Consider the following 25,020-nt stretch of genomic DNA (forward strand, 5'->3'; position numbering starts at 1 on the left):
ACAAAACGCCGCTGAAAAGGCGCTTTTTTTCGCTATGACATCTTAAGTTAACCTGCCATCGGTCACACTTTTTCCTACGCCCTGCGGCTCCTCCCTGATGAATCTGGCTACAGGAGGATGCCGCCGCAGGGGGTTAACGTCAGCATGTGTATCAATTATTTGCGAAACCATTCACTTAGCGGAAGAGACACGTATGTCGCAGCAAAAATTCAGTCACACACGTTTTGAGGCGGCGTTAACACGCCAGTGGCAATATCTCGGGCTGAGCAGCGCCAGTGAGATGACCCGACATCAGTGGTGGCAAGCGGTCAGCGCAGCGCTGGCAGAACTTCTGGCGGAACAGCCGTTAGCGAAACCAGACGAACAACAGCGCCACGTTAACTATCTGTCGATGGAGTTTCTGATCGGGCGTCTGACCGGCAATAACCTGATTAACCTTGGCTGGTATGACGATGTAAAGGCACTGCTTGCGCAGCAGGGCATTGCGCTTAGCGATCTGCTGGAGGAGGAAGTGGATCCGGCGCTGGGCAACGGTGGTCTGGGCCGGCTGGCGGCCTGCTATCTTGATTCAATGGCGACGGTGGGCCAGGCAGCTCACGGTTACGGGCTTAACTATCAGTACGGCCTGTTCCGTCAGTGCTTCGATCATGGCCAACAGCGCGAAGCGCCAGATGACTGGCAGCGTGGCAGCTATCCCTGGTTTCGCCATAACGCCGCGCTGGATGTGGACGTTGGCATCGGCGGTAAAGTGGTAAAAAACAGTGACGGCTCCCTGTGCTGGGAACCGGCATTTATGCTGCGCGGCGAAGCCTGGGATCTGCCGGTTATCGGCTATCGCAACGGTTTAGCACAGCCGCTGCGTCTGTGGCAGGCATCTCATGCAGAGCCCTTTGATTTAACACTGTTTAATAACGGTAAATTTCTGCAGGCGGAGCAGCATGGGATCGATGCGGCGAAGCTGACTAAAGTGCTCTATCCCAACGACAACCATCAGGAAGGCAAGCGCCTGCGCCTGATGCAGCAATATTTTCAGTGTGCCTGCTCGGTGGCGGATATTCTGCGCCGCCATCATCAGGCGGGACGCCAGCTGGCGGAACTGCCTGATTATGAGGTCATCCAGCTTAACGATACCCACCCGACTATCGCTATTCCGGAAATGCTGCGTGTTCTGCTGGATGAGCATCAGCTGAGCTGGGATGAGGCCTGGCAGATCACCAGTAACGTCTTCGCGTACACCAACCATACGCTGATGCCGGAAGCGCTGGAACGCTGGGATGAACGTCTGGTGCGCTCGCTGCTGCCGCGTCATTTCATGATTATCAAAGAGATCAATCAGCGTTTTAAAAAGTTGGTGAATAAGCAGTGGCCCGGCGATGAGAAAATCTGGGAAAAAGTGGCGGTGCTGTACGATAAACAGGTGCGCATGGCGAACCTTTGCGTGGTCAGCGGTTTTGCGGTGAATGGTGTCGCGGCGCTGCACTCCGATCTGGTGGTAAAGGATCTCTTCCCGGAATATCACCAGCTGTGGCCGCATAAATTTCATAATGTCACCAACGGCATTACGCCGCGTCGCTGGCTGAAACAGTGCAACCCGGCGCTGGCTACGCTGATTGACGAGACGCTGGGCAACAGCGACTGGGTCACGCAGCTGGATGCGCTAAAAGCGCTGGAGCCGTATGCAGAGGATAAAGCGTTCCGCCAGCGCTATCGCCAGATTAAACAAGATAATAAACAGCGCCTGACCGATTACATCCGCCAGGTGACCGGCATTGAGGTCAATCCCGGGGCGCTGTTTGATGTGCAAATCAAACGTCTGCATGAATACAAACGTCAGCACCTTGGGCTACTGCATATCCTGCACTGCTATCGTCAGCTACGCGACAACCCACAACGGGATAAAGTGCCACGCGTTTTCCTGTTTGGTGCCAAAGCCGCGCCCGGCTACTACCTGGCAAAAAATATTATCTATGCCATTAATAAAGTAGCGGAGGTGATCAATAACGATCCGCTGATCGGCGATCGGTTGAAGGTGGTATTTATTCCGGATTATCGCATTAGCGTCGCGGAGCTGATGATCCCGGCGGCGGATCTCTCGGAACAGATATCGACGGCGGGTTATGAGGCGTCCGGCACCGGCAATATGAAGCTGGCGTTGAATGGCGCGCTGACCGTCGGCACCCTTGACGGCGCGAACGTGGAAATTGCCGAGCAGGTGGGCGAAGAGAATATCTTTATCTTCGGTAATACCGTTGATGAAGTGAAGGCGTTAAAAGCCAAAGGCTACGATCCGAAAAAGCTGCGTAAGAAAGACAAGCATCTCGACGGGTTACTGAAAGAGATGGAAAAAGGCCATTTCAGCCAGGGCGATAAACATGCTTTTGATCTGCTGCTGGAAAGCCTGACCAAAAATGGCGATCCCTGGATGGTACTGGCGGACTTTGCCGACTATATCGTGGCGCAGGAGCGCGTCGAAGCGCTATGGCGCGATCAAGAGGCCTGGACACGTAGCGCGATTCTTAATACGGCGCGTACCGGTATGTTCAGTTCCGACCGCTCCATCCGCGATTATCAACAGCGCATCTGGCAGAGCAAACGTTAAGGGCGAGCGGCGCAGGCCGTTCAGAACAGAACACGGATTCAGGAAGCGTTATGGATTTAACTCAGCTTGAGAAGGACGCCAGCGCGGCCGGGATTGCTGCCAGCTATATCAATGCCAAAGGGGAGCCGGAAGCGATCGGCGCAGAAACCCGCCAGCTGCTGCTGGAGGCGATGGGATTTCCGCGCGCGGCCAGCAACGCGCCGCTTCCGCCGGTAAAAGTATTTAGCGGACGGCAAAAACGTACAATTGCGCCTGGCGGCAGCGGTCAGTTTCACTGGCAGCTACAGACCGAGCAGGGCAAAACCTGGCAGGGCGAAGCGCAGGGCGGTGAAGCCTTTGCGCTACCGCCGCGTCTGCCGCAGGGCTATCACCAGTTGACGCTAACGCAGGGCAAAAAACAGTGGGCCTGCCGGGTGATTATTGCGCCGCAGCGCTGCTATGAACCGCAGCCGCTGCTGGAGGGCAAAAAACTTTGGGGGGCCTGCGTGCAGCTGTATACGTTGCGCTCCGCCCGCAACTGGGGCATCGGTGATTTTGGCGATTTAAGCGCAATGCTGATGCAAATAGCCGATCGCGGCGGCGATTTTATCGGCCTCAATCCCATTCACTCTCTTTATCCCGCCAGCCCGGAAAGCGCCAGTCCTTACAGTCCTTCATCGCGTCGCTGGATGAATATCATCTATATCGACGTAGAGCGTGTGCCCGATTTCCAGCAGAGCGCAGCGGCGCAACGCTGGTGGAAAAAGAAAGAGACGCAGCGTCGGGTAGAGGCGGCGCGCCAGTCAGACTGGGTGGACTATAGCGCGGTTAATCAGTTAAAAATTGAAGGTCTGCGGCTGGCATGGGCGCAGTACTCTGAGCGTGACGAGCAGGATGAAACGCGACGTCATTTTGCCGATTTTGTCAGCGCTGGCGGTGAGAGTCTTTACAGCCAGGCGGCATACGATGCGCTTCATGCAGCGATGCTGCAGCAAGACGGGCAAAGCTGGGGCTGGCCTGCCTGGCCGGAAGCGTATCGCCGGGCCAACAGCGAGGCGGTACAGCAGTTTTGCCGTGAAAATCAGGATGAGGTTCATTTCTGGCTGTGGCTGCAGTGGCTGGCTAATCGCCAGTTTGATGAGTGCTGGCAGGTTTGTCAGCAGCGCGGCATGTCGGTTGGCCTGTATCGCGATTTAGCCGTTGGCGTGGCGGAGGGCGGGGCGGAAACCTGGTGCGATCCTGAGCTTTACTGCCTGCAAGCCTCGGTTGGCGCGCCACCGGATATTCTGGGGCCGCTGGGACAGAACTGGGGGCTACCGCCAATGGATCCGCATGTTATGGCGGCGCGGGCCTATCAGCCATTTATTGAGATGCTGCGCGCCAATATGGCCAGCTGCGGCGCGTTGCGTATCGATCATGTGATGTCGCTGCTGCGCCTGTGGTGGATCCCCTATGGGATGACGGCGAATCACGGTGCCTATATCTCCTATCCGGTTGACGATCTGCTGGCAATCCTGGCGCTGGAAAGCCAGCGGAATCGCTGTATGGTGATCGGGGAGGATCTGGGTACGGTGCCGCAGGAGATTATTGGCAAGCTGCGCCGCAGCGGGATCTACTCCTGGAAGGTGCTCTATTTTGAGCAGGAGAGCGCCGATCGCTATCGCGCGCCGCAGCAGTGGCCGCGCCAGTCGATGGCCAGCGGCGCCACGCACGATTTGCCGACGCTGCGGGGGTTCTGGAGCGCAGGCGATCTGACGCTGGGCGAGGAGTTGGGGCTTTATCCGGATAAGGTAGTGCTGAAAGGGCTGTATGAAAACCGTGAGCGGCAAAAACAGGCCCTGCTGGATGCGCTACATGAGCAGGGCTGCGTACCGAAGAAGCTGGGCAAGCGTGCTGAGAAGCTGGTGATGTCGCCGGAGCTGAACCGCGGTATGCTGCGCTATATTGCTGATAGCGGCAGCGCGCTGCTGGGCCTGCAGCCGGAAGACTGGCTGGATATGGAACAGCCGGTGAACGTGCCGGGCACGGTGGATCAATATCCCAACTGGCGGCGCAAGCTGAGCCACACGCTGGATGAGATGTTTAGCGATGAACATATCAATCAGCTGATTAAGGATCTGGATCGGCGACGCAAAGCGAAAGGCAGTTAATCATCAAGCCCGGCCGGTCAGATAAAGATGGGTCGGGTCTCTTTTACGAATGCAGCCAGATTGCGGCACTATTATTCTACCGCTAAAGCGTTATGAGTCCAGGATAAGAACCCCGTAGCCGTCAGTGGTATGTTTCTTTTTTTAATTCAATAATACGGCCATCGGCATAGCGAATATAGGCAGCGTTGCCAAAGGCGAATCGGATATTACCCTCACGGTTGCGGCCAACCGTTAACAGTATCTCTTTGACGATGCAGTTTTCAGGGGGAGGCACATCATCAAAACAGAGCATATCGTTCTCATCCTCTTTCTGGTAGCCGTCGCCAAAAGCAAAAACGGTAAAGTTGGATGGCCCGCCCGCCTCTTCAGAGGGAATATGATATTTTTCCCGGATAGCGTTCTGATTTCCCAGCCACCAGTTAATCGCCGATGAGGCGGTAACAGGTAAATGATCGACCAGAATTGCGGCAGAGTATATGCCATGATGTGCATCAATAATGTTAACGCGCCGGTTATCCAGATAAAGATAAATACCCATAGCCGTAATCATGATAAAAATGAGAAAGTGAAATGATTTTTTCCTGCTCATGGGCGCTTTTCCTCGAGAGTAATTGTCGCTTCCATATTGGTTAAGAAGGGGCGGAACCCGAATTGATCAAAGCGTTGTAGAATAAACCATATCCTGAAAAACTGGAATTGCTTAAATTTAGCCTTTTGAATATCGTCCACGTCCAGGCCGAAATGATCCTGCCCGGTATACTTTACCTGCGCGCGCCAGCCTTTTTCACTGATTTCCAGACTTAATAAATCTATACGTGTAGCGTAGACGTCATGTATGGTAATGCCTAACCCATTGATTTTGTCGTGTATCATTGAATCAAATTTTGGCAGAGTCCTGTAGCTGATTTCTTCCGTTATGGCAGAAAGCGTTTCCGGAGGAATGATTTTTTTCTCATAATTGATACGCTTATTTATTACCTCCTTAATAGCGGCTAAACTACTGTTTTTTGTATTATCATTAATAATTTGATTTTTATAGGCCGCATCAAGCTGCATATCAGTAAATGGCATACCTGTACCATGCTGGAAATGCTGAAGCATCCGATTGATAAGATACTTCCAGGGGCCTACGCATGCAAAGGGCAATGAGGTAACCTGTATCTCTTCAAATAGTAGCCTGGCACACTGTTGCGCGCTGAGCGTGGCACTGTGTCTGTTGCCGCTATGTGCGCCGAAAAATCGTGACTGAGGATTATCAAAAGCCGTTAGTTGGGTCATGGTCCAGGGATCGACTATATTAGAGATATTGGTCAGCCGGAACTTTTTTTTAAGACGTGCGGCGGTTATATCGCCATACCGCATATCATCTGTCCCATAGTCGTTAAATTCATGCTTTGTGGTATAAAGATTTTGCGGGAAGGTGAGTTTAATCATGTCACTAACTCCTTGTAGACACCCATCCTTGACTCTTCCATTTGAGTCTTTATTTAACAACGGCGATGGTAGTGGTAATAACCATAAAGTAAATGCAGGAAATTTAAAAGTGCATTTTTTCGCTTGTTGAGTCGCTTAGGTATTTCAGTGTAACGCTTTTCGTTAATTAATAATCGTAAGGACGGATTTATGCAAAGGAAAATAATTTTTGTTAATAACTCAAGCCCAATGTTAGGGAGAGCGCCGCCAGTAACAAGTGCCATATTCTCATGGTTTCGTGAAAAAAGTTACATTCAAACGTTAGCTGATTACCTTAAAAGAGAAGGTTATCCCTGGGTCGTTGAGCAAGATACTTCTGAGGCTAATATTGATGAAATAAAACAATATGCAGAAATCATTATTTGTGCACCTGGCTTGCAGTGGCAATTCTTGATTAATGATTTTGATAAAAGCAGCATTATTTATTTATCTACTATGGAGTATGCAACAAATAATGTTGATAGAGTATGCAAGCTAATTAATTCAATAGAAGGCGCTAGTTAGCGATAGGGTGTTAATAAAATTAAGGAAATGGAAATTTAAAGCAAAAGAGATTCTGGATGACTGAATTAAATATAAAGGCGGCCTCAAAGCCGCCTTTTATCACGTTCTGTTCTCTGCCTCAGGCAGACCAGCGCAGCCATCGGCCCACGCTTAGTAGTAAGAGTGTTCGCCGCGCTGGTGTTCGGTAAGATCGCGCACACCTTTCAGCTCAGGGAACGCAGCCAGCAGCTCTTTCTCAATCCCTTCTTTCAGCGTCACGTCGACCATGGAACAGCCGTTGCAGCCGCCGCCGAACTGCAGAATGGCGTAGCCTTCGTCGGTGATTTCCATCAGCGTTACGCGGCCGCCGTGTCCGGCCAGCTGCGGGTTAATCTGTGCCTGCAGCAGATATTCAACGCGCTCCAGCAGCGGTGCGTCATCAGACACTTTACGCATTTTGGCGTTTGGCGCTTTCAGCGTCAGCTGAGAGCCAAGGTTATCGGTAACGAAATCGATCTCAGCATCTTCCAGGTAGGGCGCGCTCAGCTCATCCACATAGGCGGAAAGCTTTTCAAACTTCAGTTCGGTATCGCTCGGCTCTACCGCATCCGGTGGGCAATATGACACGCCGCATTCGGCCGTTGGGGTGCCCGGATTAATCACGAACACGCGGATTTGAGTGCCTTCTTCCTGATTTGAAAGCAGTTTTGCAAAATGGTCCTGGGCGGCATCGGTAATTCGGATCATGGCAGTTGCTCAATAGTTGACTAATTTAGTTGGTTATAATACGCCCATCGCCGACGCTCTACAAGGTACGGCAAAGGCACCAAATCTGGACGCTGGCGGCTCCGGCGCGCATCAGCAGACGGCTCACTTCCGCGACCGTGTTACCGGTCGTCACCACATCATCAATCAGGGCGATATGGCGATCCTGAACGGTGATTTCAAGTTGAAAAGCGCCGCGCAGGTTGCGCTTACGCGCTTGCGCCCCAAGTCGATGCTGAATAAGAGCAGCGCGGCGGCGCGTTAAAGCCTGAGGGTCATAAGTACAGCTTAACCAGCGAGCCAGCGAACGGGCCAGCAGGTCAGCCTGATTAAAACCGCGTCGCCAGGCGCGCTGATGATGCAGCGGCACAGCCAGTATTAAATCGGGACGAGGCAGGCCGCGCTGACGTCTGGCCGCTAACCAGCTTAGCAAAATCAGCCGCGCCAGCATCACAGAGAGTGCGGTGCGGCCAGAGAATTTATAGCGGGCAATCAGCAAGCTTAAAGGCGAACAGTAATCGCTTACGGCGATCAGCTGCTGCCAGGGTGGCGGGCGCTGCAGGCAGCGACCGCAGGGCACAAGCGCATCGCCTGCAGGTAAGCCGCAGCGCGGGCAACAAAGCGGTAACGGTGGCAGCGCGCGTAAACAGTAGCTGCATAATCCCTGCACCGGCAGCGCCAGCGGTATCTGGCATAGCCAACAGCCTCCCTGCATTGGTAGCATAGCGACCTCCTTAATTAAGCAACAGTGAGACAATAACCGATGGCGCAGCTTTACTGGCATACAACCGGCACCGGCAATCGCGATCTTGTGCTGTTACACGGATGGGGACTGAACGCGGAAGTATGGCGTTGCATTGCGGAGCCGCTCAGCGCACATTTTCGGCTGCATGTGGTGGACCTGCCGGGTTTTGGCCGCAGTCAGGGATTTGGCGCATTAACGTTGAATGGGATGATCGACGCTCTGTTGCCCCATCTGCCGGAAAAGGCACTCTATCTGGGTTGGTCGTTAGGCGGTCTGGTTGCCAGCCGGCTGGCGCTGCGTTATCCGCAACAGGTTACTGGCCTGATTACCGTCGCCTCATCGCCTCGTTTTACCGCCGATGAAGAGAGCTGGCCGGGGATTAAGCCAGAGACGCTGACCGGCTTTCAGCAACAGCTTAGCGAGGATTATCAGCGCACCGTTGAACGCTTTCTGGCGCTGCAAACGCTGGGCACGCAAAGCGCCAGGCAAGATGCCCGGGCGTTAAAAGAGGTGGTGCTGTCGCAGCCGATCCCCACGGTGGAGGTGTTGGCGGGTGGGCTGGAGATTTTACGGAGTACGGATTTACGCGATGAAATGGACAGGCTTCAGGTTCCGCTGCTACGTATTTATGGCTATCTGGATGGGCTGGTACCACGTAAAGTCGCCACGCTGCTGGATCAGCGCTGGCCTGCCAGCGCCTCTCTGATTATAGAAAAAGCCGCCCATGCGCCCTTTATCTCGCATACGCAGGAATTTTGTACGGCGGTCAAAGCGTTCAGCGATTCAGTTTAATAAACTTTATCCCTTTAGCTGGCAAAATATCACCTGGCGTTAATAATTGTAACTGAGCAAGGCCGCTGATCATGACTGTATGAGTCTGCCAGGGAGCAGGGCACTGTATACCCCTATCTCATTGTATTCTTCGGCGGTCTGAGTTTTTCAGTTAACTTATGACGAAGGTGTACTATGAATATCATTAAAACTATTGCTGTAACTTGTCTGCTGGGTGGTCTCTCATTCTCTGCGCTGGCGGCACAGGAAGTGACGAAAGAAGATGTGCAGAAAATGAATCTGGAGAAAATCGGCACGGTGAATACCACGGCGGAAACCACCTCGCCAATGGATGCCAAACGTGAACTGTCAAAGCTGGCGGATGAGAAGGGCGGCAAATACTTTCTGGTGATCGCCGGACGCGAACACGGGCGTTTCAGCGCTACGGCAGACGTCTATAAGTAATCTTTAAGCAGGCATACCGGTTATGCCTGCTTAACCTTTCAGCCACAGATAGTGCCACGGCGGCAGCGTTACCGGCTGCGAACCATCAATCAGCGCCTGCTCAACAATATCGCGATATTTCTTCGCTTCCGGCAGCGTCGCCTCCACGCTTTTGCCGCTCAGATTAAACACGCACAGCAGACTGTTATCGCCCGTTGATGAATAGCGCCGCATCATTAACAGCGTATTTTCACTGTTGAGGATCTCCATTGGATTATCAGGATGAAACGCAGGCTGACGCGTACGCAGCTGTATCAGCGCACTGAGGCGGTTAAAAACCTGCTGTTGGAGATAATTGCCGCCGGACAACGCTTTTTCGATCGCTGAGAGCGCATATTTTTCCCGATTGATGGCGCGGTTATGACCGGCGACTTTGACGCCTTCCTGATCGTTGCGCGAGCCAAGAATGCTCTGGATATAGATGGCGGGAACGCCGGGGAAAGCCAGCAGAATCGCATGTGCCAGCATAAAACGCCGGATGCGCGTATCATCGTTATCGTTCTGCTTGTTCAAGGCATCCATGTAGGTGACATTGATCTCATACGGGCTGGTGGTGCCGTCCGGATTATTTTTATAAGAGATCAGTGCGCCTTCCAGCGCCAGGTCACGCACCAGCGAAACGATCTCAACTTCCGGCAGAATGCCACGCGCCGGGTTGAGGCCGATGCCATCATGTGAGGCGAGAAAGTTAAAAAAGGTCGTGCCGCCGCCGCCCAAATCGAGGCCCGCCGCCCACTGGCGCAGCGCGCGCGCCGAGCCGTTATGAATAGCATGTAGTACCAGCGGCGGCAGCGAGAATTGATAAACCATCTGCGCTTCATCCTGACCGTTGCCAAAGTAGCTGATATTGTCCTGATGCGGCACATTGGTTTCGGTAATGATCACGGTGCCAGGTGCGACCACGTCGGCAATGGCGCGGAACAGCTTCACCAGCAGATGGGTATTTTCCAGGTGAATACAGCGTGTGCCAGGCGTTTTCCACATATAGCCCACCGCATCCAGCCTGACGTAATCGGCCCCTTTTTTCAGGTATTCCAGCAGCACGTCAACCATACGAATCAGCACTTCCGGGCTGGCGAAGTTCAGGTCTATCTGATCGGCGCTAAAGGTGGTCCAGATATAGTGGGTATGACCATCGCTACGCTCAAAAGGGGTCAGCAGCGGTGAAGTACGCGGGCGGGTCACGCTGCTTAAATCGGTGCCGGGCGGCATACTGATAAAAAAATCGTCCCAGCCGGGATCGCAGGCCAGATAATGTTTAAACCAGGCGCTGCGTGCAGAGATATGGTTGCAAACAAAATCGAACATCAAACGCGTATGCGTATGCAGTTCAGCCACGTTGCGCCATTCGCCGCATATGGGATTGACCTGATGATAATCAATCACGGAAAAACCGTCGTCGGATGACCAGGGGAAGAAAGGCAGCAGGTGAACCAGGTTAAAAGTGGACTGCAAATGCTGCTGGTAAAAGCGTGAAAACGTGGCAAGCGTCGGCGCTTCCGGCTCGCGGAACTGATCGGCATAGGTTATCAGCACCACATCTTTTTCATCCCAGTGCGGCTTACGCGGTTTTTTTATCGCATCACGGGCGGCGCGAATGTGTGACAGCAGGCGCTCCCGCGCGGCCATTGGAAAAGTGTCCTGGTAGATCTTATCGATTAAGTTATTGATAATATCCATGTTTATCCGGCAGGCTGCAGCATTAGGTTCGCAAGGGCGTTAGTTTTTACTGTAGACCGCCAGGCTAAAATCGCAACCGCTACAGCGACTCCCTTTCTCAGGATGGGAGCCGCCTGGCTAAAATTGCCGTCGCCTGGTTGGCTAATGGCATTCTCCGCTTCTTAACGGCTTTTCATAGCTTTCCACCGGCAACACCCGAATCGGAATGCGCTGCGGTGGCAGTTTAATCCGCCGTAACAGCAGCAGCAGGGCGCTGTTAAACAGCAGCACCAGTAAAATAATCAGGCTGCTGGTAAGCGGTTGCTCATTGATACGCGAAAACTGCCAGAACAGCGTGGCAAGGGAGTAAGCAACGTTTAACCCCCACAGAATTGAAAAGCCCATCCAGCGGCGGCTGCTTTCACGCGCAATCGCGCCCATCACCGAGACGCAGGGAATGTAAAGCAGCACAAACAGCAGGTAGCTGAAAGCGGCGGCATCGCTGCCAAACTGGCGGCTCATTTTCCCCATCGCGCCGCCCGCCATTTCACCATCGCCTTTACTGGCCTCAATAGGGTTAGCCAGTACGCTGAAAGTCAGCGTCTCTTTCAGGCCCTGCCAGGTTTCCGTTACCGCATCGGCAAGTTCCGCCTTCAGGCTCCAGTCGTAGACGTTGAACGGCTCTTCATGCAGCGCTTCGGCGGTATAGAGCGTATTCAGCGTACCGACCACCACCTCTTTAGCCATTGCGCCTGTCAGCAGGCCGACCGAGGCTTGCCAGTTATCCGGCTGGATGCCGATAGGGGCCAGCAGCGGAGTGATCACCCGGCTAACGCTGGCCAGCGCCGAATCATTGATGCTGTTAACCGGCTGACCATTAAACGAGAAGCTATTCAGCCCGCCAATAAAAATGCTGGCGATCACAATCACTTTCCCGGCGCGCAGCACAAAGCCGTGCAGCCGCTGCCAGGCTTGCAAGAGCAGGCTTTTCAGATGCGGAACGTGCCAGCTTGGCAGCTCCATCACGAACGGCGAGGCTTCGCCGCGCAGTAGCGTGTGCTTTAGCAACAGACCGGTTAACACCGCCATCACGATGCCGGTGAGATACAGGCTAAACACCACCAGCGCGCCGTGCGCGCCAAAGAAGGCGGCAGAGAACACGGCAAAAATCGCCAGCCTGGCCCCGCAGGAGATGAAAGGCGCCATCATCACCGTAATCAACCGTTCGCGTGGGGCATCCAGCGTGCGCGCGCCCATTACCGCAGGGACGTTACAGCCAAAGCCGACAATCAGCGGCACAAAAGATTTTCCCGGCAGGCCAAGCGATTGCATCAGCCGATCGACCACGAAGGCAGCGCGCGCCATATAGCCGGAGTCTTCCATAAAGGAGAGAAACAGATACATTAAACCAATCTGTGGCACCAGCGGCAGCACCGTATTGATCCCGCCGCCGATGCCCTGAGCAAGAAACAGTGTCAGCCAGACGGGGAAATGCAGCATAGCGCCAAGCCACTGCATACCATGAATAAACAGTGCCGTTGAGCCGATGTCGAACAGCGGCTGGATTGCGCCGCCGATATTGATCGCCAGCACGAACATCAGATACATCATCAGCAAAAAGATCGGCAAGCCCAGCCAGCGGTTCAACACCAGATTATCCAGACGCTGCGACAGCCGATGCGGCGCCATCAAATGTTGATTGCTGACTTCAGCGCAAATCGACGCCAGCTTTTCATAGCGTGCGGCGACGATATTTATCGCAATATCTGATGAGAGTTGGGTCTCCAGCTCGGTTAAATGCTGTTGCGTCACATCGCTTATCTGCTGGCGGCTATAGACATCGCCTTCCAGCAGCTGTAGCGCCAGCCAGCGCCGCTGCTGACGGCTTTCGTTGACCGGCATCGTAGCCGCCAGCCGATCGACAGCGCTGTTCAGTTCAGCCGGATAGCAGACCTCCAGCGGCGCGCAGACGGGAGCGCCTTGGTCAATCAGCTGTTTCAGGCGATCCAGCCCGCTGCCGCGCGTTGAAACCACGGGCACTACCGGACAGCCAAGGCGCTGCGCCAACGCGGGTATATCGATGGTAATGCGTTGGCTTTCCGCCATATCCAGCATATTGAGCGCGACGATGCAGGGCACACCCAGCTCACGCAACTGCAGCGTAAGATAGAGGTTGCGCTCAAGATTACAGGCGTCCACAACATTAATCAGCAGGTCTGCCTGCTGGCTTAAAACAAAGTGGCAGGCGATCTGCTCGTCGAGCGACGCCTGCTGAGAAAGGGTGGTGAGCGAATAGGTGCCGGGAAGATCGATTAAAGTTACCCGCGTCTCGCCAGCGGTGAAGAAGCCCTCTTTACGCTCTACGGTAACGCCGGCCCAGTTGCCCACGCGCTGACGTGCGCCGGTAAGCTGATTAAACAGGGTGGTTTTTCCGGCGTTGGGATTACCCAGCAGACCAATAGTGCAGCTTTTCATGCCACCTCCGCCATCGGCTGTAGCTGCAGCAGCGCCAGATCCTTTTTGCGCAGCATCAGGCTAACGCGTCCTGTCTGGATCTGGAGCGGATCGCCCAGCGGCGCAATACGCATCACCTGGAAACAGGCACCGGGCAACAGCCCAAGAGAAAGGAGTTTTTGCCGGTAAGCCGGGCTAACGGCGGAAGAAAAACCAAGAATTTGATAGTGTTGGCGGGCAAATAGTGGCATAGGGTGCACCTCATTGACTGTCGCTTAAGGCGGCAAGAACAAAACGGCACCATATTAATGAGAACGATTATCGTTAATGTTGATTTAGAACAAACATAATACAAAGGGCGGCACCTGGCCGCCCTTAAAGTTGTTAGCGTTTTTTACCCAGCGCCGCGGCCAGCGCATCGCTCATCGCACTGTTGCCAGAGAGAGTGCTGTTGCCACGCGCGCGTGGTTTCGCCGTCGGGCGGTTATTGGCGCGCTCCTGGCTACGTGGCGCAGCGCGCGAAGCGGTTTCACCCGGCTGCTCATCCAGACGCATGGTCAGCGCAATACGCTTACGCTGCAAATCCACCTCCAGCACCTTGACCTTAACGATATCGCCCGCTTTCACTACGGTATGTGGATCTTCGACAAATTTGTCGGAGAGCGAGGAGATATGCACCAGTCCATCCTGATGCACGCCGATATCCACGAACGCACCGAAGTTAGTTACGTTAGTCACTGCGCCTTCCAGCACCATGCCCGGCAGCAGATCGTTCATGGTTTCCACGCCTTCAGCAAACTGTGCCGTTTTGAATTCCGGACGCGGATCGCGGCCTGGCTTTTCCAGCTCTTTAAGAATATCGCTGACCGTCGGCACGCCAAAACGATCGTCGGTAAAGTCGACCGCTTTCAGGTTGCGCAGCTCATTCGGGTTACCCATCAGCTCACGTAGCGACTGGCGGGTTGCCTCCAGAATACGCTCTACCACCGGATAGGCTTCCGGATGCACCGTTGAGGCATCCAGTGGATTATCGCCCTGATTAATGCGCAGGAAGCCAGCACACTGTTCAAAGGCTTTTGGACCGAGACGGCTGACTTTCAGCAGCTGCTGACGGCTGCGGAAGCGACCGTTTTCATCACGCCAGTTCACAATATTTTGCGCCATCATGCGCGTCAGTCCGGCTACGCGCGTCAGCAGCGCTACGGAAGCGGTATTCAGATCGACACCAACGGCGTTTACGCAGTCTTCCACTACCGCATCCAGCTTTTTCGCCAGCTGGCTTTGGCTGACGTCATGCTGATACTGGCCAACGCCGATCGATTTCGGATCGATTTTCACCAGCTCTGCCAGCGGATCCTGCAGACGACGTGCGATAGAAACCGCGCCGCGCAGGGAAACATCAAGGTCGGGGAACTCCAGCGCCGCCAGCTCAGACGCTGAGTAAACCGATGCGCCCGCTTCGCTGACGATAACTTTTTGCGCCGTAACCTGAGGAAACTGTTTTTGCACTTCCAGGAAGAAGCGCTCGGTTTCACGTGACGCGGTGCCGTTGCCAATCGCCACCAGTTCAACCTGATGACGGGTGCAGAGCGCCGCAACCGCCGCCGCTGCCTTCGCTGCCTGGCCGGTGTGCGGATAGATGGTGTCGGTGGCGACCAGCTTGCCGGTGGCATCCACCACGGCAACTTTTACCCCGGTGCGCAGGCCCGGATCGAGGCCCATTGTGGCACGCATGCCAGCCGGTGCCGCCATCAGCAGATCGTGCAGGTTGCGGGCAAAGACGTTAATCGCTTCTTCTTCCGCCCGCTCGCGCACGCTGCCCATCAGCTCGGTTTCCAGATGCAGCAGCACTTTAATGCGCCACGTCCAGCTCACCACGGCCTTACGCCAGCTGTCTGCCGGCGCGTTGTTCAGACGCAGGTTCAGATGCTCGCTGATAAGCTGTTCGCCGTAACTTTCACGCGGCGGCTCATCAAACTGCGGATCGGGATTGAGCGCCAGCTGCAGCACGCCTTCGTTGCGGCCACGGAACATCGCCAGCGCACGATGCGAAGGCACCGTCGCCAGCGCTTCGTGATGATCAAAATAGTCGCGGAATTTCGCGCCTTGTTCCTCTTTGCCTTCCACCACGCGTGACACCAGATGCGCGTTCTTCCACAAATAGTCGCGCACTTTCGCCAGCAGAGCGGCATCTTCCGCGAAACGCTCCATCAGGATATAGCGTGCGCCATCCAGCGCCGCCTTCACGTCGGCTACGCCTTTATCGGCATTTACAAAGCGGGCGGCCAGCTGCTCTGGCTCATGAGAAGGATCCTGCCACAGTGTGTCCGCCAGCGGTTCCAGCCCGGCTTCAATAGCGATCTGTCCACGGGTACGGCGTTTCGGCTTATAGGGAAGGTAAAGATCTTCGAGTTCGGTTTTGCTCAGCGTACCGTGAATTGCGGCGGCGAGTTCATCGCTGAGTTTGCCCTGTTCCGCAACGGATTTCAGGATCGCCTGGCGGCGATCTTCCAGCTCTCGCAGGTAACCGAGGCGGGTCTCCAGCTGTCGCAGCTGGGTATCATCAAGCCCGCCGGTGACTTCTTTACGATAACGTGCAATAAACGGCACGGTGTTCCCTTCGTCCAGCAGGCGGATTGCGGCATCAACTTGTTCAGCCCGCGCCTGAAGTTCACCTGCAATAATGCGGTTCAGTGAATCATTCATCATCGGTTCAACTATCTTGCTAACAGAGTTTGAGAAATAGCGGACAGTTATACGGACTGGAGGGCGAAATTACCAGCGATGCGGCGCGCTTTAGGCCATATTCCGAGCGCGTTTTACCACAGGTGGTTTTTGATGTTGTACCATTAGCGCCAAAGGGCGGCGTAAGGCTGCCGGACCATTAGTTTTAGCTGACAGGATGGGTGTGTGAAGACGCAACTGATTACCCGTGAAGGTTATAACAAGCTCAGGGCGGAACACGATTATCTGTGGAAAGAAAAGCGCCCGGAGATCACCAAAATTGTCTCCTGGGCGGCCAGTCTGGGCGATCGTTCCGAAAACGCAGACTACACCTATAACAAGCGCCTGCTGCGTCAGATCGATCGACGGGTGCGCTATCTGCGTAAATGTCTTGCCGAACTGAAAATTGTTGATTATTCACCACAGCAGGAGGGCAAGGTCTTTTTTGGCGCCTGGGTGGAGGTGGAAAACGAACAGGGTGAGGTAAAGAGCTTTCGTATTGTTGGCCCGGATGAAATCTACGGGGACGCGAAAAATTATATTTCTGTTGATTCGCCGATGGCGCGCGCGTTGATTAAAAAAGAAGTGGATGACGAAGTGAGCGTGAATACGCCGGAAGGGGAAAAAATCTGGTTTATTAACCGGATTGATTATCGGCAGGAACAAAATGACAGCGACGCCGTTTAACCTGCGCTTGAAAAAGAAGCGGAGAATAATGACTTTTTTAAGAAAGCCCGGGCAACGCTTATTCTCCGGTGGCGAAAGACAACAGCAACAAAGTTCTTATAATTTTTGACCTGAGGTAGTGCCTAACCAATTTTAATGTGGAATGGTGCTGGTTGTGGTGGTGGTTGCCGTGCTGGAGCCATCGCCGCCGCCTGCGGTAGCAAGGGCCAGGCCCAGTAGCGCGCCCACAACGGCAACGCCTTCCGCATCAGAAGCGCCTTTCGCTTCGGTGGTTGCCTGAGCCCCTGCGGCCACGCCGCCTGCGGGTTCGTTAGCCATTACGTATCCGCTGATAAACAGTGCCAGCGAGCAAATCAACATTATCTTGTTCATATTTATTCCCGGCTGATAAATAAACAACGTTTGTCGGGGAGAATATAGGTTTGCCAGGGCCGCGCTGAAAAGCGTTGTTTTCTAACGAATAAGGTTAACTTGATTTATTACTGGATCGATCTTTCGTGTGCTGCGAATATTCCTGGCTTAGCGTAAAGAGAAAAAAATAAATGCCAGTTTTTTCTGCTAATAGTTGGACTCAGGGCGCAGTAATCTGACACTTAATAGCCTGTTAAAGCAGCATCACAATCAAACCAGCAAGATCCATTAAGCTAACCCGCTGTTTTGCCATGACAAAAGTTTACATTCACTATTCTGAGCCAGCGATGAGCAGAGTTTATGGACGTATTTCAGAAAAGACGGATCGGGCGATGACGGGCAATTGGGCAGGGTAAAAGCAAAATAAATGCGATATAAGCTGCTGTTTAATATGCTTTGTAACAATTTCGGCTAGAATATAAACCATTAATGGCTGTCACAGTTACGCTTCTTTTTTAACAATACCAGCTCGGGCAATAGCGCCTTTGGGAGTATCGAAATGCAAGAAAACTACAAAATTCTGGTCGTCGATGATGACATGCGCCTGCGCGCACTGCTGGAGCGTTATCTGACCGAACAGGGTTTTCAGGTGCGCAGCGTCGCTAACGCCGAGCAAATGGATCGCCTGTTAACCCGCGAATCCTTTCACCTGATGGTGCTCGACTTAATGTTGCCGGGCGAAGATGGCCTGTCGATTTGTCGTCGCTTGCGTAGCCAAAGTAATCCGATGCCGATCATTATGGTGACGGCAAAAGGCGAAGAGGTCGATCGTATTGTTGGGCTGGAGATCGGCGCGGATGACTACATTCCAAAACCGTTCAACCCGCGTGAGCTGCTGGCGCGTATTCGTGCCGTGCTGCGTCGTCAGGCGAATGAACTGCCGGGCGCGCCTTCTCAGGAAGAAGCGGTTATCGCCTTCGGCAAGTTCAAGCTGAATCTTGGTACCCGTGAAATGTTCCGCGAAGATGAGCCGATGCCGTTAACCAGCGGCGAATTTGCCGTGCTGAAAGCGCTGGTGAGCCATCCGCGTGAGCCGCTGTCACGCGATAAGCTGATGAACCTTGCCCGTGGTCGCGAGTACAGCGCGATGGAACGCTCCATCGACGTGCAGATTTCACGCCTGCGCCGCATGGTGGAAGAAGATCCTGCGCATCCGCGCTATATCCAGACCGTTTGGGGCCTGGGCTACGTGTTTGTTCCGGACGGCACTAAAGCATGAGGCGGCTCCGCTTTTCTCCCCGCAGTTCCTTTGCGCGCACGCTGCTGCTGATTGTCACGCTACTGTTTGTCAGCCTGGTAACCACCTATCTGGTGGTGCTTAACTTTGCCATTCTTCCCAGCCTGCAGCAGTTTAACAAGGTGCTGGCGTATGAAGTGCGCATGTTAATGACCGATCGGCTGCAGTTAGAAGATGGCACGCAACTGGAAGTGCCGCCTGCGTTTCGGCGTGAAATTTACCGCGAGCTGGGAATTTCTCTTTATACCAACGCGGCGGCGGAGGAGAGCGGATTACGCTGGGCACAGCATTACCAGTTTTTAAGCGATCAAATGGCGCGCCAGCTCGGCGGGCCAACGGATGTACGGGTCGAAGTCAATAAAAACTCGCCTGTAGTGTGGCTGAAAACCTGGCTCTCACCCGATATCTGGGTACGCGTGCCGCTGACCGAAATTCATCAGGGCGACTTCTCGCCGCTGTTCCGCTATACGCTGGCGATTATGCTATTGGCGATAGGCGGCGCCTGGCTGTTTATCCGTATTCAGAACCGTCCGCTGGTGGATCTGGAGCATGCGGCGTTACAGGTAGGGAAAGGCATCATCCCGCCGCCGCTGCGGGAATATGGCGCATCGGAGGTGCGCTCGGTGACGCGCGCCTTTAACCAGATGGCGTCAGGCGTTAAACAGCTGGCGGACGATCGTACGCTGTTGATGGCGGGCGTAAGTCACGATCTGCGTACGCCGCTGACGCGTATTCGCCTGGCCACGGAGATGATGAGCGAAGAAGATGGCTATCTGGCGGAATCGATTAATAAGGATATTGAAGAGTGCAATGCGATTATCGAACAGTTCATCGATTATCTGCGTACCGGGCAGGAGATGCAGACCGAACGCGCCGATCTGAACGTTGTGCTGAACGAAGTTGTTGCGGCGGAGAGCGGCTACGAGCGTGAAATTGAAGACGCCATCATGCCTGAAGAACTCATACTGGATATCAATCCGCTTTCTATCAAGCGAGCGGCGGCGAATATGGTGGTGAACGCGGCGCGCTACGGCAACGGCTGGATCAAGGTCAGCAGCGGCTATGAGCTACAGCGAGCCTGGTTCCAGGTGGAAGATGATGGGCCGGGCATTAAGCCGGAACAGTTAAAGCATCTGCTACAGCCTTTTGTTCGCGGCGACAGCGCCCGCAGCACCAGCGGCACCGGACTGGGGCTGGCGATTGTACAGCGTATTATCGATGCGCATCAGGGGTCGCTGGAGATGGGCGTCAGTGAGCGTGGCGGCCTGCGTATTCGCGCCTGGCTGCCCTTATCTGCATCGGCGTCACCAACCGGCGGCCCGGTGAGCCCGTTGCCATTGCCTAAGAGCGAATAGCTGAAAGCCTGCGTCAGAAAAATAAAAACCCCCGCCAAACGGCGGGGGTTTTCTTTACTGCGACAGGATTAAATTTGCGGTCCGGCTGACACCAGCGCGGCGCCCGCAGGCGTATCGGTATACTTCTCAAAATTAGTGATAAAGCGCTGCGCCAGATCCAGCGCGCGGCTTTCCCACTGCGCCGGATCTTGCCAGGTATTGCGCGGGTCGAGAATATGCGGATCGATGCCTGGCACCGCGACCGGCATCTGTAGATTGAATACAGGCAGCGTCTGCGTCTCCGTCTGTGCCAGCTCGCCACTAAGAATCGCGTTGATGATCGCTCGCGTATCCTTCAGTGAGATACGCTTCCCGGTGCCGTTCCAGCCGGTATTGACCAGCCAGGCTTCCGCGCCCGCATCCTGCATACGCTTCACCAGCACTTCGGCATATTTTGTTGGATGCAGCGTTAAAAACGCCGCGCCAAAGCAGGCGGAAAAGGTTGGCGTCGGCTCGGTAATACCGCGCTCAGTGCCCGCCAGCTTGGCGGTAAAGCCCGACAGGAAGTGATACTGAGTTTGATCGGAAGAGAGACGCGAAACCGGCGGCAGCACGCCAAACGCATCGGCAGTGAGGAAAATAACCTTTTTCGCATGACCCGCTTTTGATACTGGCTTAACGATATTATCGATATGGTAAATCGGATAGGAGACGCGCGTATTCTCCGTTTTGCTGGCGTCATCGAAATCGACAGACCCATCGCTGCGTACCACCACGTTTTCCAGCAGCGCATCGCGCCGGATGGCATGATAAATCTCCGGCTCCGCCTGCTCTGACAGCTTAATGGTTTTTGCGTAGCAGCCGCCTTCGAAGTTAAACACGCCGTCATCATCCCAGCCATGCTCATCATCGCCAATCAACTGACGTTTCGGATCGGTGGAAAGGGTGGTTTTCCCGGTGCCGGAAAGGCCAAAGAACACCGCGACGTCACCCTGCTCGCCAACGTTAGCCGAGCAGTGCATCGAGGCCACGCCTTTCAGCGGCAGCAGATAATTCATCACCGCAAACAGGCCTTTCTTCATCTCGCCGCCGTACCATGTGCCGCCGATGAGCTGCATCTTTTCGGTGAGATTAAAGGCGACAAAGTTTTCTGAATGCAGGCCCTGTTGCTGCCAGTTGGGGTTGGTGCATTTTGCGCCGTTCATCACGATAAAATCAGGCGTGAAGCTGGCCAGGCTAGCTTCATCAGGGCGAATAAACATGTTTTTGACGAAGTGTGCCTGCCAGGCGACTTCGGTAATAAAGCGCACACTCAGGCGGGTATCAGGATTGGCACCGCACCAGGCGTCAACCACAAACAGGCGCTTACCGGAAAGCTGCTGTGTTACACAACTCTTTAGCGCTTGCCAGGTTTCCTGCGACAAAGGCTGATTATCATTTTTGCCTTTGCCCTGGTCGTTCCACCACAAGGTATCGCGCGTCGTGTCGTCACGCACAATATATTTATCTTTCGGCGAGCGGCCGGTAAAAATGCCGGTGTCCACGGCGATCGCCCCGGACTGCGTTAGCGTGCCGCGCTCATAACCGGTGAGGCCGGGCAGGGTTTCTTCCTTAAATAAAGTTTCATAATCGGGATTATGGATGACTTCAACCGTATCAGTGATGCCATAAGCGACGAGGTCCTGTGGCGTCAGGCCATTAGGGCGCATATTACTGTTCCTTTATCGGTTTGTACTGCAACAAATGTTGGGGTGACTTGCTGCCACTTGTCGTAAAACAGCACGAAGCGATTCACGCTGCTTTACAATTGCGGCAGTCTACTACTGTGAACAAGCAGCGGAAGGAGAGAGTGACAGAAATGAGAGACGAAACGTTTTTTTATAGAAATTCATCAAAATCTGATGAAAAGTTATGACTATTGCCGAAGGATTATGAAACATCATTTTAATTTTCTGGCGAAACGTGGCGTTTGTCCGCTGGGTTAAGCGCAATCTCCAACCGATCCGCCTGGCTAAGACTCTGCTGGCCGCGCCGTTGTAGTTTGTTAATGAAAAACGCGAGCCAGACTACCTCTTTTACTGATGAGCTTAAAAATTTCACCAAACCTGCTGCTATTTTTTTGAGAAAATTAAAATATGAAAAAATTACTGCTTGTTGTTTCATCTCGCTTAGTGCAGGGCATAGGCATAGGCATATGTGGTTTGTCCCTGCTTTATGCGGGTTGGTTTCTGTTTTTCTCATACAGCGATTACCGATATTTGCTTTCTGTCTTTTCCCTGCTGGGGCTTGTTATGGGTTACTACATCTTTAAATTTGCTGTGCGTAAAATCTATGATGAAAGCCCCGAGGATTGGTGATCTATTTGGCAGGGACTATTGATGCTGTTTCTGCTCTCCACCATAAGCCTTAATCCTCAAAATCGTTGGGATAAGCATCCTTAAGTTTTTGCTGCTCTACAAATTAATCAGACTAAATTTCATGCGGTAACCTTCTTTCAGGCCAACATCGATTTGCTCGGCGATAAAACTGGCACTAAGTGGGAAGGCTAACGTTTACTGTTAACAACAAAAATATTCTCAGACAGAAGGCTTCAGCATGCGTTGCCGCACCTTCTCCCTTTTGCCAGAAAGTGAGCTGGTGAATAAACACCAGAGTGATGTCATAATTTTTAGTCGTAATTAAACAAAGGTTAATTCCAACTCAGGCGTTTAAATGCTATTTAAAACCTTTCAATAAACTCTTAAAGCAACAGATTATAATGATTAAATTAATAGTTATTGTATTCCTCACTGCATTGGCAATCGCCGCCTTTATTCTGCACTGGAGACTGAACCGTAAAAGAAAGATTGATCCTCCCTATATGCGCCGCCGCTAGTAGTTTTTCATCAACGCCTACCTGGCGCAGTGGGGTTAATCAGTAAGGCGAGTCAATAAGAAGGGAAGGTGAAGAATGGACTTTAGCACAAAATAAAGGCGACCTGCGTCGCCTTTATAAATTTGCCGGATATCTTAATGAATCTGGGCGCTGCCGCTACCGGAATCATTACGAATCGCCGCAATATCTACCGCATCGTAAATGTAGTGGCTGCCGCAATAGTCACAGTGCATATCGATTTGACCATCTTCCTGCAGGATTTGATCCACTTCTTCCTGAGGCAGCGTTTTCAGCACTTCACCGCAGCGCTCGCGCGAGCAGGTACATTTGAAGCTGACATTCTGTGGTTCATAGATGGTCACCTCTTCCTGGTTATAGAGACGCCACAGCACCTCATTCGCCGGCAGGCCGATCAGCTCTTCGGTTTTGATGGTTTCCGTCAGCGTGGCCAGATGGTTGAAATCTTCTTTATCGGTATCCTGCGCCGGCAACACCTGCAGCAGAATACCCGCAGCGCCCGCCTGGCCTTCATGCTCGCCGGTACGGATAAACAGACGCGTCGGCAGCTGCTCAGAACGCATAAAGTAATCTTCCAGGCAGGCTGCCAGCGTATCGCCTTCCAGCCCAACGACGCCCTGATAGCGTTCGCCTTTTTCCGGCGAAATGGTGATCACCAGATAGCCGTTGCCCACCATCTCTTTCAGCGAGCTGCCAGGGGCGATCTCACCCTGAACGCGCGCAACGCCGCGCATTTCCTGACGGTTATTACCGTTAATCACCGCCAGCGTTAACGCACCGTCGCCCTGGAGCTGCACGGTGATATCGCCTTCAAACTTCAGCGTGGCGGTAAGCAGACTGGTTGCCACCAGCAGTTCGCCCAGCAGCTGTTGTACCGGCTGTGGGTAATCGTGGCCGGCGACAATTTCGCGCCATGTCGCGGACAGATTAACCAGTTCGCCACGGACCGCGTGGTTTTCGAACAGGTAACGATGCATTTGGTCTTGATGAGCCATAGTTTTTCTCTCGTATTGGCGGCGCGTTATTCGTCGCCAGAAAATTTGAATTTCATCAGGTCGCGGCGCTCTTTTTTATCAGGTCGTCGATCCGGATGCGGCATAGTCAGCGCGTTCAGCTTGCGCGCCTGCGCCACCTTTTCGCGCTTTTCCACGCTTTCTGCCGTTTCGCTGTATAGCAGCTGTGCTTCAGCGGCGGGGCGACGCTGATCGGTAACGGCACAGATGACCACCGTGCGCTCATCATTGCCCTGACGTAATTTCACTTCGGCATTCAGCTCAACCAGTTTGCTGGGTTTGCTGCGCTGGCCATTATAGTGAACCTTTCCGCCTTCGATCATTTCACGCGCCAGCGCGCGGGTTTTATAAAAGCGCGCGGCCCACAGCCACTTGTCGAGTCGGACGCCTTCTGCGGTTTTCTCTTTCATCACTGCTCCCGTCGGTTTACCGCGCTTAACGCGCCAGCGCGCCGAGAAGCGTTCGGTAATCGCTCACGCTCTGATGGTGGGCGAAGGTTTTGGTCGGCATACCGGAGTCGGGGTTGCTGACACCAAGACACCAGGCTATTCCCCAGCGCTTTGCCGCATCCAACACCGGCTCGCTGTCATCAATAAACAGCGTTCGCTGGTTTTCAAAACCGGTATGCTGCTGCACGGCCTGCCACAGGCGCTGATCTTCTTTCGGAAAGCCAAATGTATGGGTCGAAAGTAATAAATCAAGGTGCTGCCCAAGGCCGGTTTGCTTTAGCTTTACTTCCAGATTCCAGGGGTGCGCGTTGGTAAGCAGGATGGTGCGCTTGCCGCTGGCGCGTAATGCCTGCAACAAGGGAAGGGTATCATCGCGTAAACGCGCCCGGCTGCGCATTTCCCAGGTCATGGTACGGATATCCAGATCCAGTTCACGGCTCCAGTAATCCAGACAATACCAGTTTAGCGTATGCTGAACCGCCTGATACTTCGCCATGATTAACTGGCTGGCTTTCTCCAGCGAGATGCCGCGCTGTTGACTGATGCTCTCAGGCACCAGCGTCAGCCAGAAATAGCTGTCAAACGCCAGATCGAGCAGCGTACCGTCCATATCCAGCAGCACGGTATCAATATCGCGCCAGTTAATGTTGATTGCCATGCCACCCTCCAAAAGAAAGGCGACAGGGTAGC

22 protein-coding genes are annotated in these 25,020 nt (G+C 53.7%); 9 read left to right on the forward strand and 13 right to left on the reverse strand.

Annotation, left to right across the window (positions count from 1 at the left end; genetic code table 11):
• The first annotated feature begins 193 nt into the window (after positions 1-193).
• Positions 194-2,599, forward strand: coding sequence for a maltodextrin phosphorylase (gene malP, locus ACQE3Z_RS12250; RefSeq protein ID WP_426974018.1), 2,406 nt, complete (start codon positions 194-196; stop codon positions 2,597-2,599).
• 50 nt (positions 2,600-2,649) lie between these two features.
• Complete coding sequence (gene malQ / locus ACQE3Z_RS12255) at positions 2,650-4,728, forward strand: 4-alpha-glucanotransferase (protein ID WP_426974019.1); 2,079 nt, start codon at positions 2,650-2,652, stop codon at positions 4,726-4,728.
• A gap of 121 nt (positions 4,729-4,849) precedes the next feature.
• Here malQ and ACQE3Z_RS12260 read toward each other — a convergent pair whose 3' ends face one another.
• Both ACQE3Z_RS12260 and ACQE3Z_RS12265 read right to left on the reverse strand, forming a co-directional pair.
• Positions 4,850-5,317: a DUF943 family protein gene (locus tag ACQE3Z_RS12260; protein WP_426974020.1), complete on the reverse strand. Its 468-nt coding sequence runs from the start codon at positions 5,315-5,317 to the stop codon at positions 4,850-4,852.
• Positions 5,314-6,162 carry a DUF3289 family protein gene (locus tag ACQE3Z_RS12265; RefSeq protein WP_426974021.1) on the reverse strand — a complete coding sequence of 283 codons (849 nt, stop codon included), beginning with the start codon at positions 6,160-6,162 and terminating at the stop codon, positions 5,314-5,316. The genes ACQE3Z_RS12260 and ACQE3Z_RS12265 overlap by 4 nt, the downstream gene beginning before the upstream one ends.
• Positions 6,163-6,351: 189 nt before the next feature.
• Here ACQE3Z_RS12265 and ACQE3Z_RS12270 point away from each other — a divergent pair, with 189 nt between their 5' ends.
• Entirely contained in the window at positions 6,352-6,705 is a 354-nt protein-coding gene (locus tag ACQE3Z_RS12270) for a nitrogen fixation protein NifS (protein ID WP_426974022.1), read from the forward strand.
• A 150-nt stretch (positions 6,706-6,855) separates the two neighbouring features.
• On the opposite strand, the gene nfuA is transcribed toward ACQE3Z_RS12270, so the two are convergent.
• Both nfuA and gntX read right to left on the reverse strand, forming a co-directional pair.
• The gene (gene nfuA, locus ACQE3Z_RS12275; RefSeq protein ID WP_085068601.1) at positions 6,856-7,431 is read right to left on the reverse strand and encodes a Fe-S biogenesis protein NfuA; all 576 of its coding nucleotides are present in this window, start codon (positions 7,429-7,431) and stop codon (positions 6,856-6,858) included.
• A gap of 58 nt (positions 7,432-7,489) precedes the next feature.
• Entirely contained in the window at positions 7,490-8,173 is a 684-nt protein-coding gene (gene gntX / locus ACQE3Z_RS12280) for a DNA utilization protein GntX (protein ID WP_250651507.1), read from the reverse strand.
• 39 nt (positions 8,174-8,212) lie between these two features.
• Here gntX and bioH point away from each other — a divergent pair, with 39 nt between their 5' ends.
• Positions 8,213-8,986 carry a pimeloyl-ACP methyl ester esterase BioH gene (bioH, locus tag ACQE3Z_RS12285; protein ID WP_426974023.1) on the forward strand — a complete coding sequence of 258 codons (774 nt, stop codon included), beginning with the start codon at positions 8,213-8,215 and terminating at the stop codon, positions 8,984-8,986.
• 174 nt (positions 8,987-9,160) lie between these two features.
• Entirely contained in the window at positions 9,161-9,430 is a 270-nt protein-coding gene (locus ACQE3Z_RS12290; RefSeq protein WP_085068596.1) for a DUF1471 domain-containing protein, read from the forward strand.
• Positions 9,431-9,460: 30 nt separating this feature from the next.
• Here the strand turns inward: ACQE3Z_RS12290 and ACQE3Z_RS12295 are convergent, their stop codons facing one another.
• The 4 genes from ACQE3Z_RS12295 to ACQE3Z_RS12310 form a co-directional block, all read right to left on the reverse strand.
• Positions 9,461-11,149 (reverse strand): alpha-amylase family glycosyl hydrolase, encoded by a 1,689-nt coding sequence (locus tag ACQE3Z_RS12295; RefSeq protein ID WP_426974024.1) that lies wholly within the window; start codon positions 11,147-11,149, stop codon positions 9,461-9,463.
• Between the two features lie 141 nt (positions 11,150-11,290).
• Positions 11,291-13,603, reverse strand: a complete 2,313-nt coding sequence (gene feoB, locus ACQE3Z_RS12300) for a Fe(2+) transporter permease subunit FeoB (RefSeq protein ID WP_426974025.1) — start codon at positions 13,601-13,603, stop codon at positions 11,291-11,293.
• Positions 13,600-13,833, reverse strand: coding sequence for a ferrous iron transporter A (feoA, locus tag ACQE3Z_RS12305; protein ID WP_426974026.1), 234 nt, complete (start codon positions 13,831-13,833; stop codon positions 13,600-13,602). The genes feoB and feoA overlap by 4 nt, the downstream gene beginning before the upstream one ends.
• A 133-nt stretch (positions 13,834-13,966) precedes the next feature.
• Positions 13,967-16,291, reverse strand: a complete 2,325-nt coding sequence (locus ACQE3Z_RS12310; RefSeq protein WP_426974027.1) for a Tex family protein — start codon at positions 16,289-16,291, stop codon at positions 13,967-13,969.
• 201 nt (positions 16,292-16,492) lie between these two features.
• On the opposite strand from ACQE3Z_RS12310, the gene greB reads away from it, so the two are divergent.
• Positions 16,493-16,993: a transcription elongation factor GreB gene (gene greB, locus ACQE3Z_RS12315; RefSeq protein WP_426974028.1), complete on the forward strand. Its 501-nt coding sequence runs from the start codon at positions 16,493-16,495 to the stop codon at positions 16,991-16,993.
• A gap of 132 nt (positions 16,994-17,125) precedes the next feature.
• Here greB and yjbE read toward each other — a convergent pair whose 3' ends face one another.
• The gene (yjbE, locus tag ACQE3Z_RS12320) at positions 17,126-17,365 is read right to left on the reverse strand and encodes an exopolysaccharide production protein YjbE (protein WP_426974029.1); all 240 of its coding nucleotides are present in this window, start codon (positions 17,363-17,365) and stop codon (positions 17,126-17,128) included.
• Positions 17,366-17,903: 538 nt separating this feature from the next.
• Here yjbE and ompR point away from each other — a divergent pair.
• Together ompR and envZ are read left to right on the forward strand one after the other, a co-directional pair.
• Positions 17,904-18,623: a two-component system response regulator OmpR gene (gene ompR / locus ACQE3Z_RS12325; protein ID WP_038629697.1), complete on the forward strand. Its 720-nt coding sequence runs from the start codon at positions 17,904-17,906 to the stop codon at positions 18,621-18,623.
• Complete coding sequence (gene envZ / locus ACQE3Z_RS12330) at positions 18,620-19,996, forward strand: two-component system sensor histidine kinase EnvZ (protein ID WP_250651514.1); 1,377 nt, start codon at positions 18,620-18,622, stop codon at positions 19,994-19,996. The genes ompR and envZ overlap by 4 nt, the downstream gene beginning before the upstream one ends.
• Before the next feature lie 68 nt (positions 19,997-20,064).
• Here the strand turns inward: envZ and pckA are convergent, their stop codons facing one another.
• A complete protein-coding gene (gene pckA / locus ACQE3Z_RS12335) occupies positions 20,065-21,684 on the reverse strand; it encodes a phosphoenolpyruvate carboxykinase (ATP) (RefSeq protein ID WP_426974030.1) in 1,620 nt (539 codons plus the stop codon).
• A gap of 426 nt (positions 21,685-22,110) precedes the next feature.
• Between pckA and ACQE3Z_RS12340 the strand changes: the two genes are divergently transcribed.
• The gene (locus ACQE3Z_RS12340) at positions 22,111-22,332 is read left to right on the forward strand and encodes a hypothetical protein (protein WP_250651517.1); all 222 of its coding nucleotides are present in this window, start codon (positions 22,111-22,113) and stop codon (positions 22,330-22,332) included.
• Positions 22,333-22,984: 652 nt separating this feature from the next.
• Here the strand turns inward: ACQE3Z_RS12340 and hslO are convergent.
• Genes hslO through yrfG form a run of 3 tightly spaced genes read right to left on the reverse strand, consistent with a single transcriptional unit; the run spans position 22,985 to position 24,988 of the window.
• On the reverse strand, positions 22,985-23,863 hold the full coding sequence (gene hslO, locus ACQE3Z_RS12345) for an Hsp33 family molecular chaperone HslO (RefSeq protein ID WP_426974031.1): 879 nt from the start codon (positions 23,861-23,863) through the stop codon (positions 22,985-22,987).
• Positions 23,864-23,889: 26 nt separating this feature from the next.
• On the reverse strand, positions 23,890-24,291 hold the full coding sequence (hslR, locus tag ACQE3Z_RS12350) for a ribosome-associated heat shock protein Hsp15 (RefSeq protein WP_250651519.1): 402 nt from the start codon (positions 24,289-24,291) through the stop codon (positions 23,890-23,892).
• 25 nt (positions 24,292-24,316) lie between these two features.
• Positions 24,317-24,988 carry a GMP/IMP nucleotidase gene (gene yrfG, locus ACQE3Z_RS12355; RefSeq protein WP_426974032.1) on the reverse strand — a complete coding sequence of 224 codons (672 nt, stop codon included), beginning with the start codon at positions 24,986-24,988 and terminating at the stop codon, positions 24,317-24,319.
• Between the last annotated feature and the right edge of the window lie 32 nt (positions 24,989-25,020).

The organism is Pantoea sp. FN0307, from assembly GCF_050113815.1.
Lineage (GTDB): Bacteria > Pseudomonadota > Gammaproteobacteria > Enterobacterales > Enterobacteriaceae > Mixta > Mixta alhagi.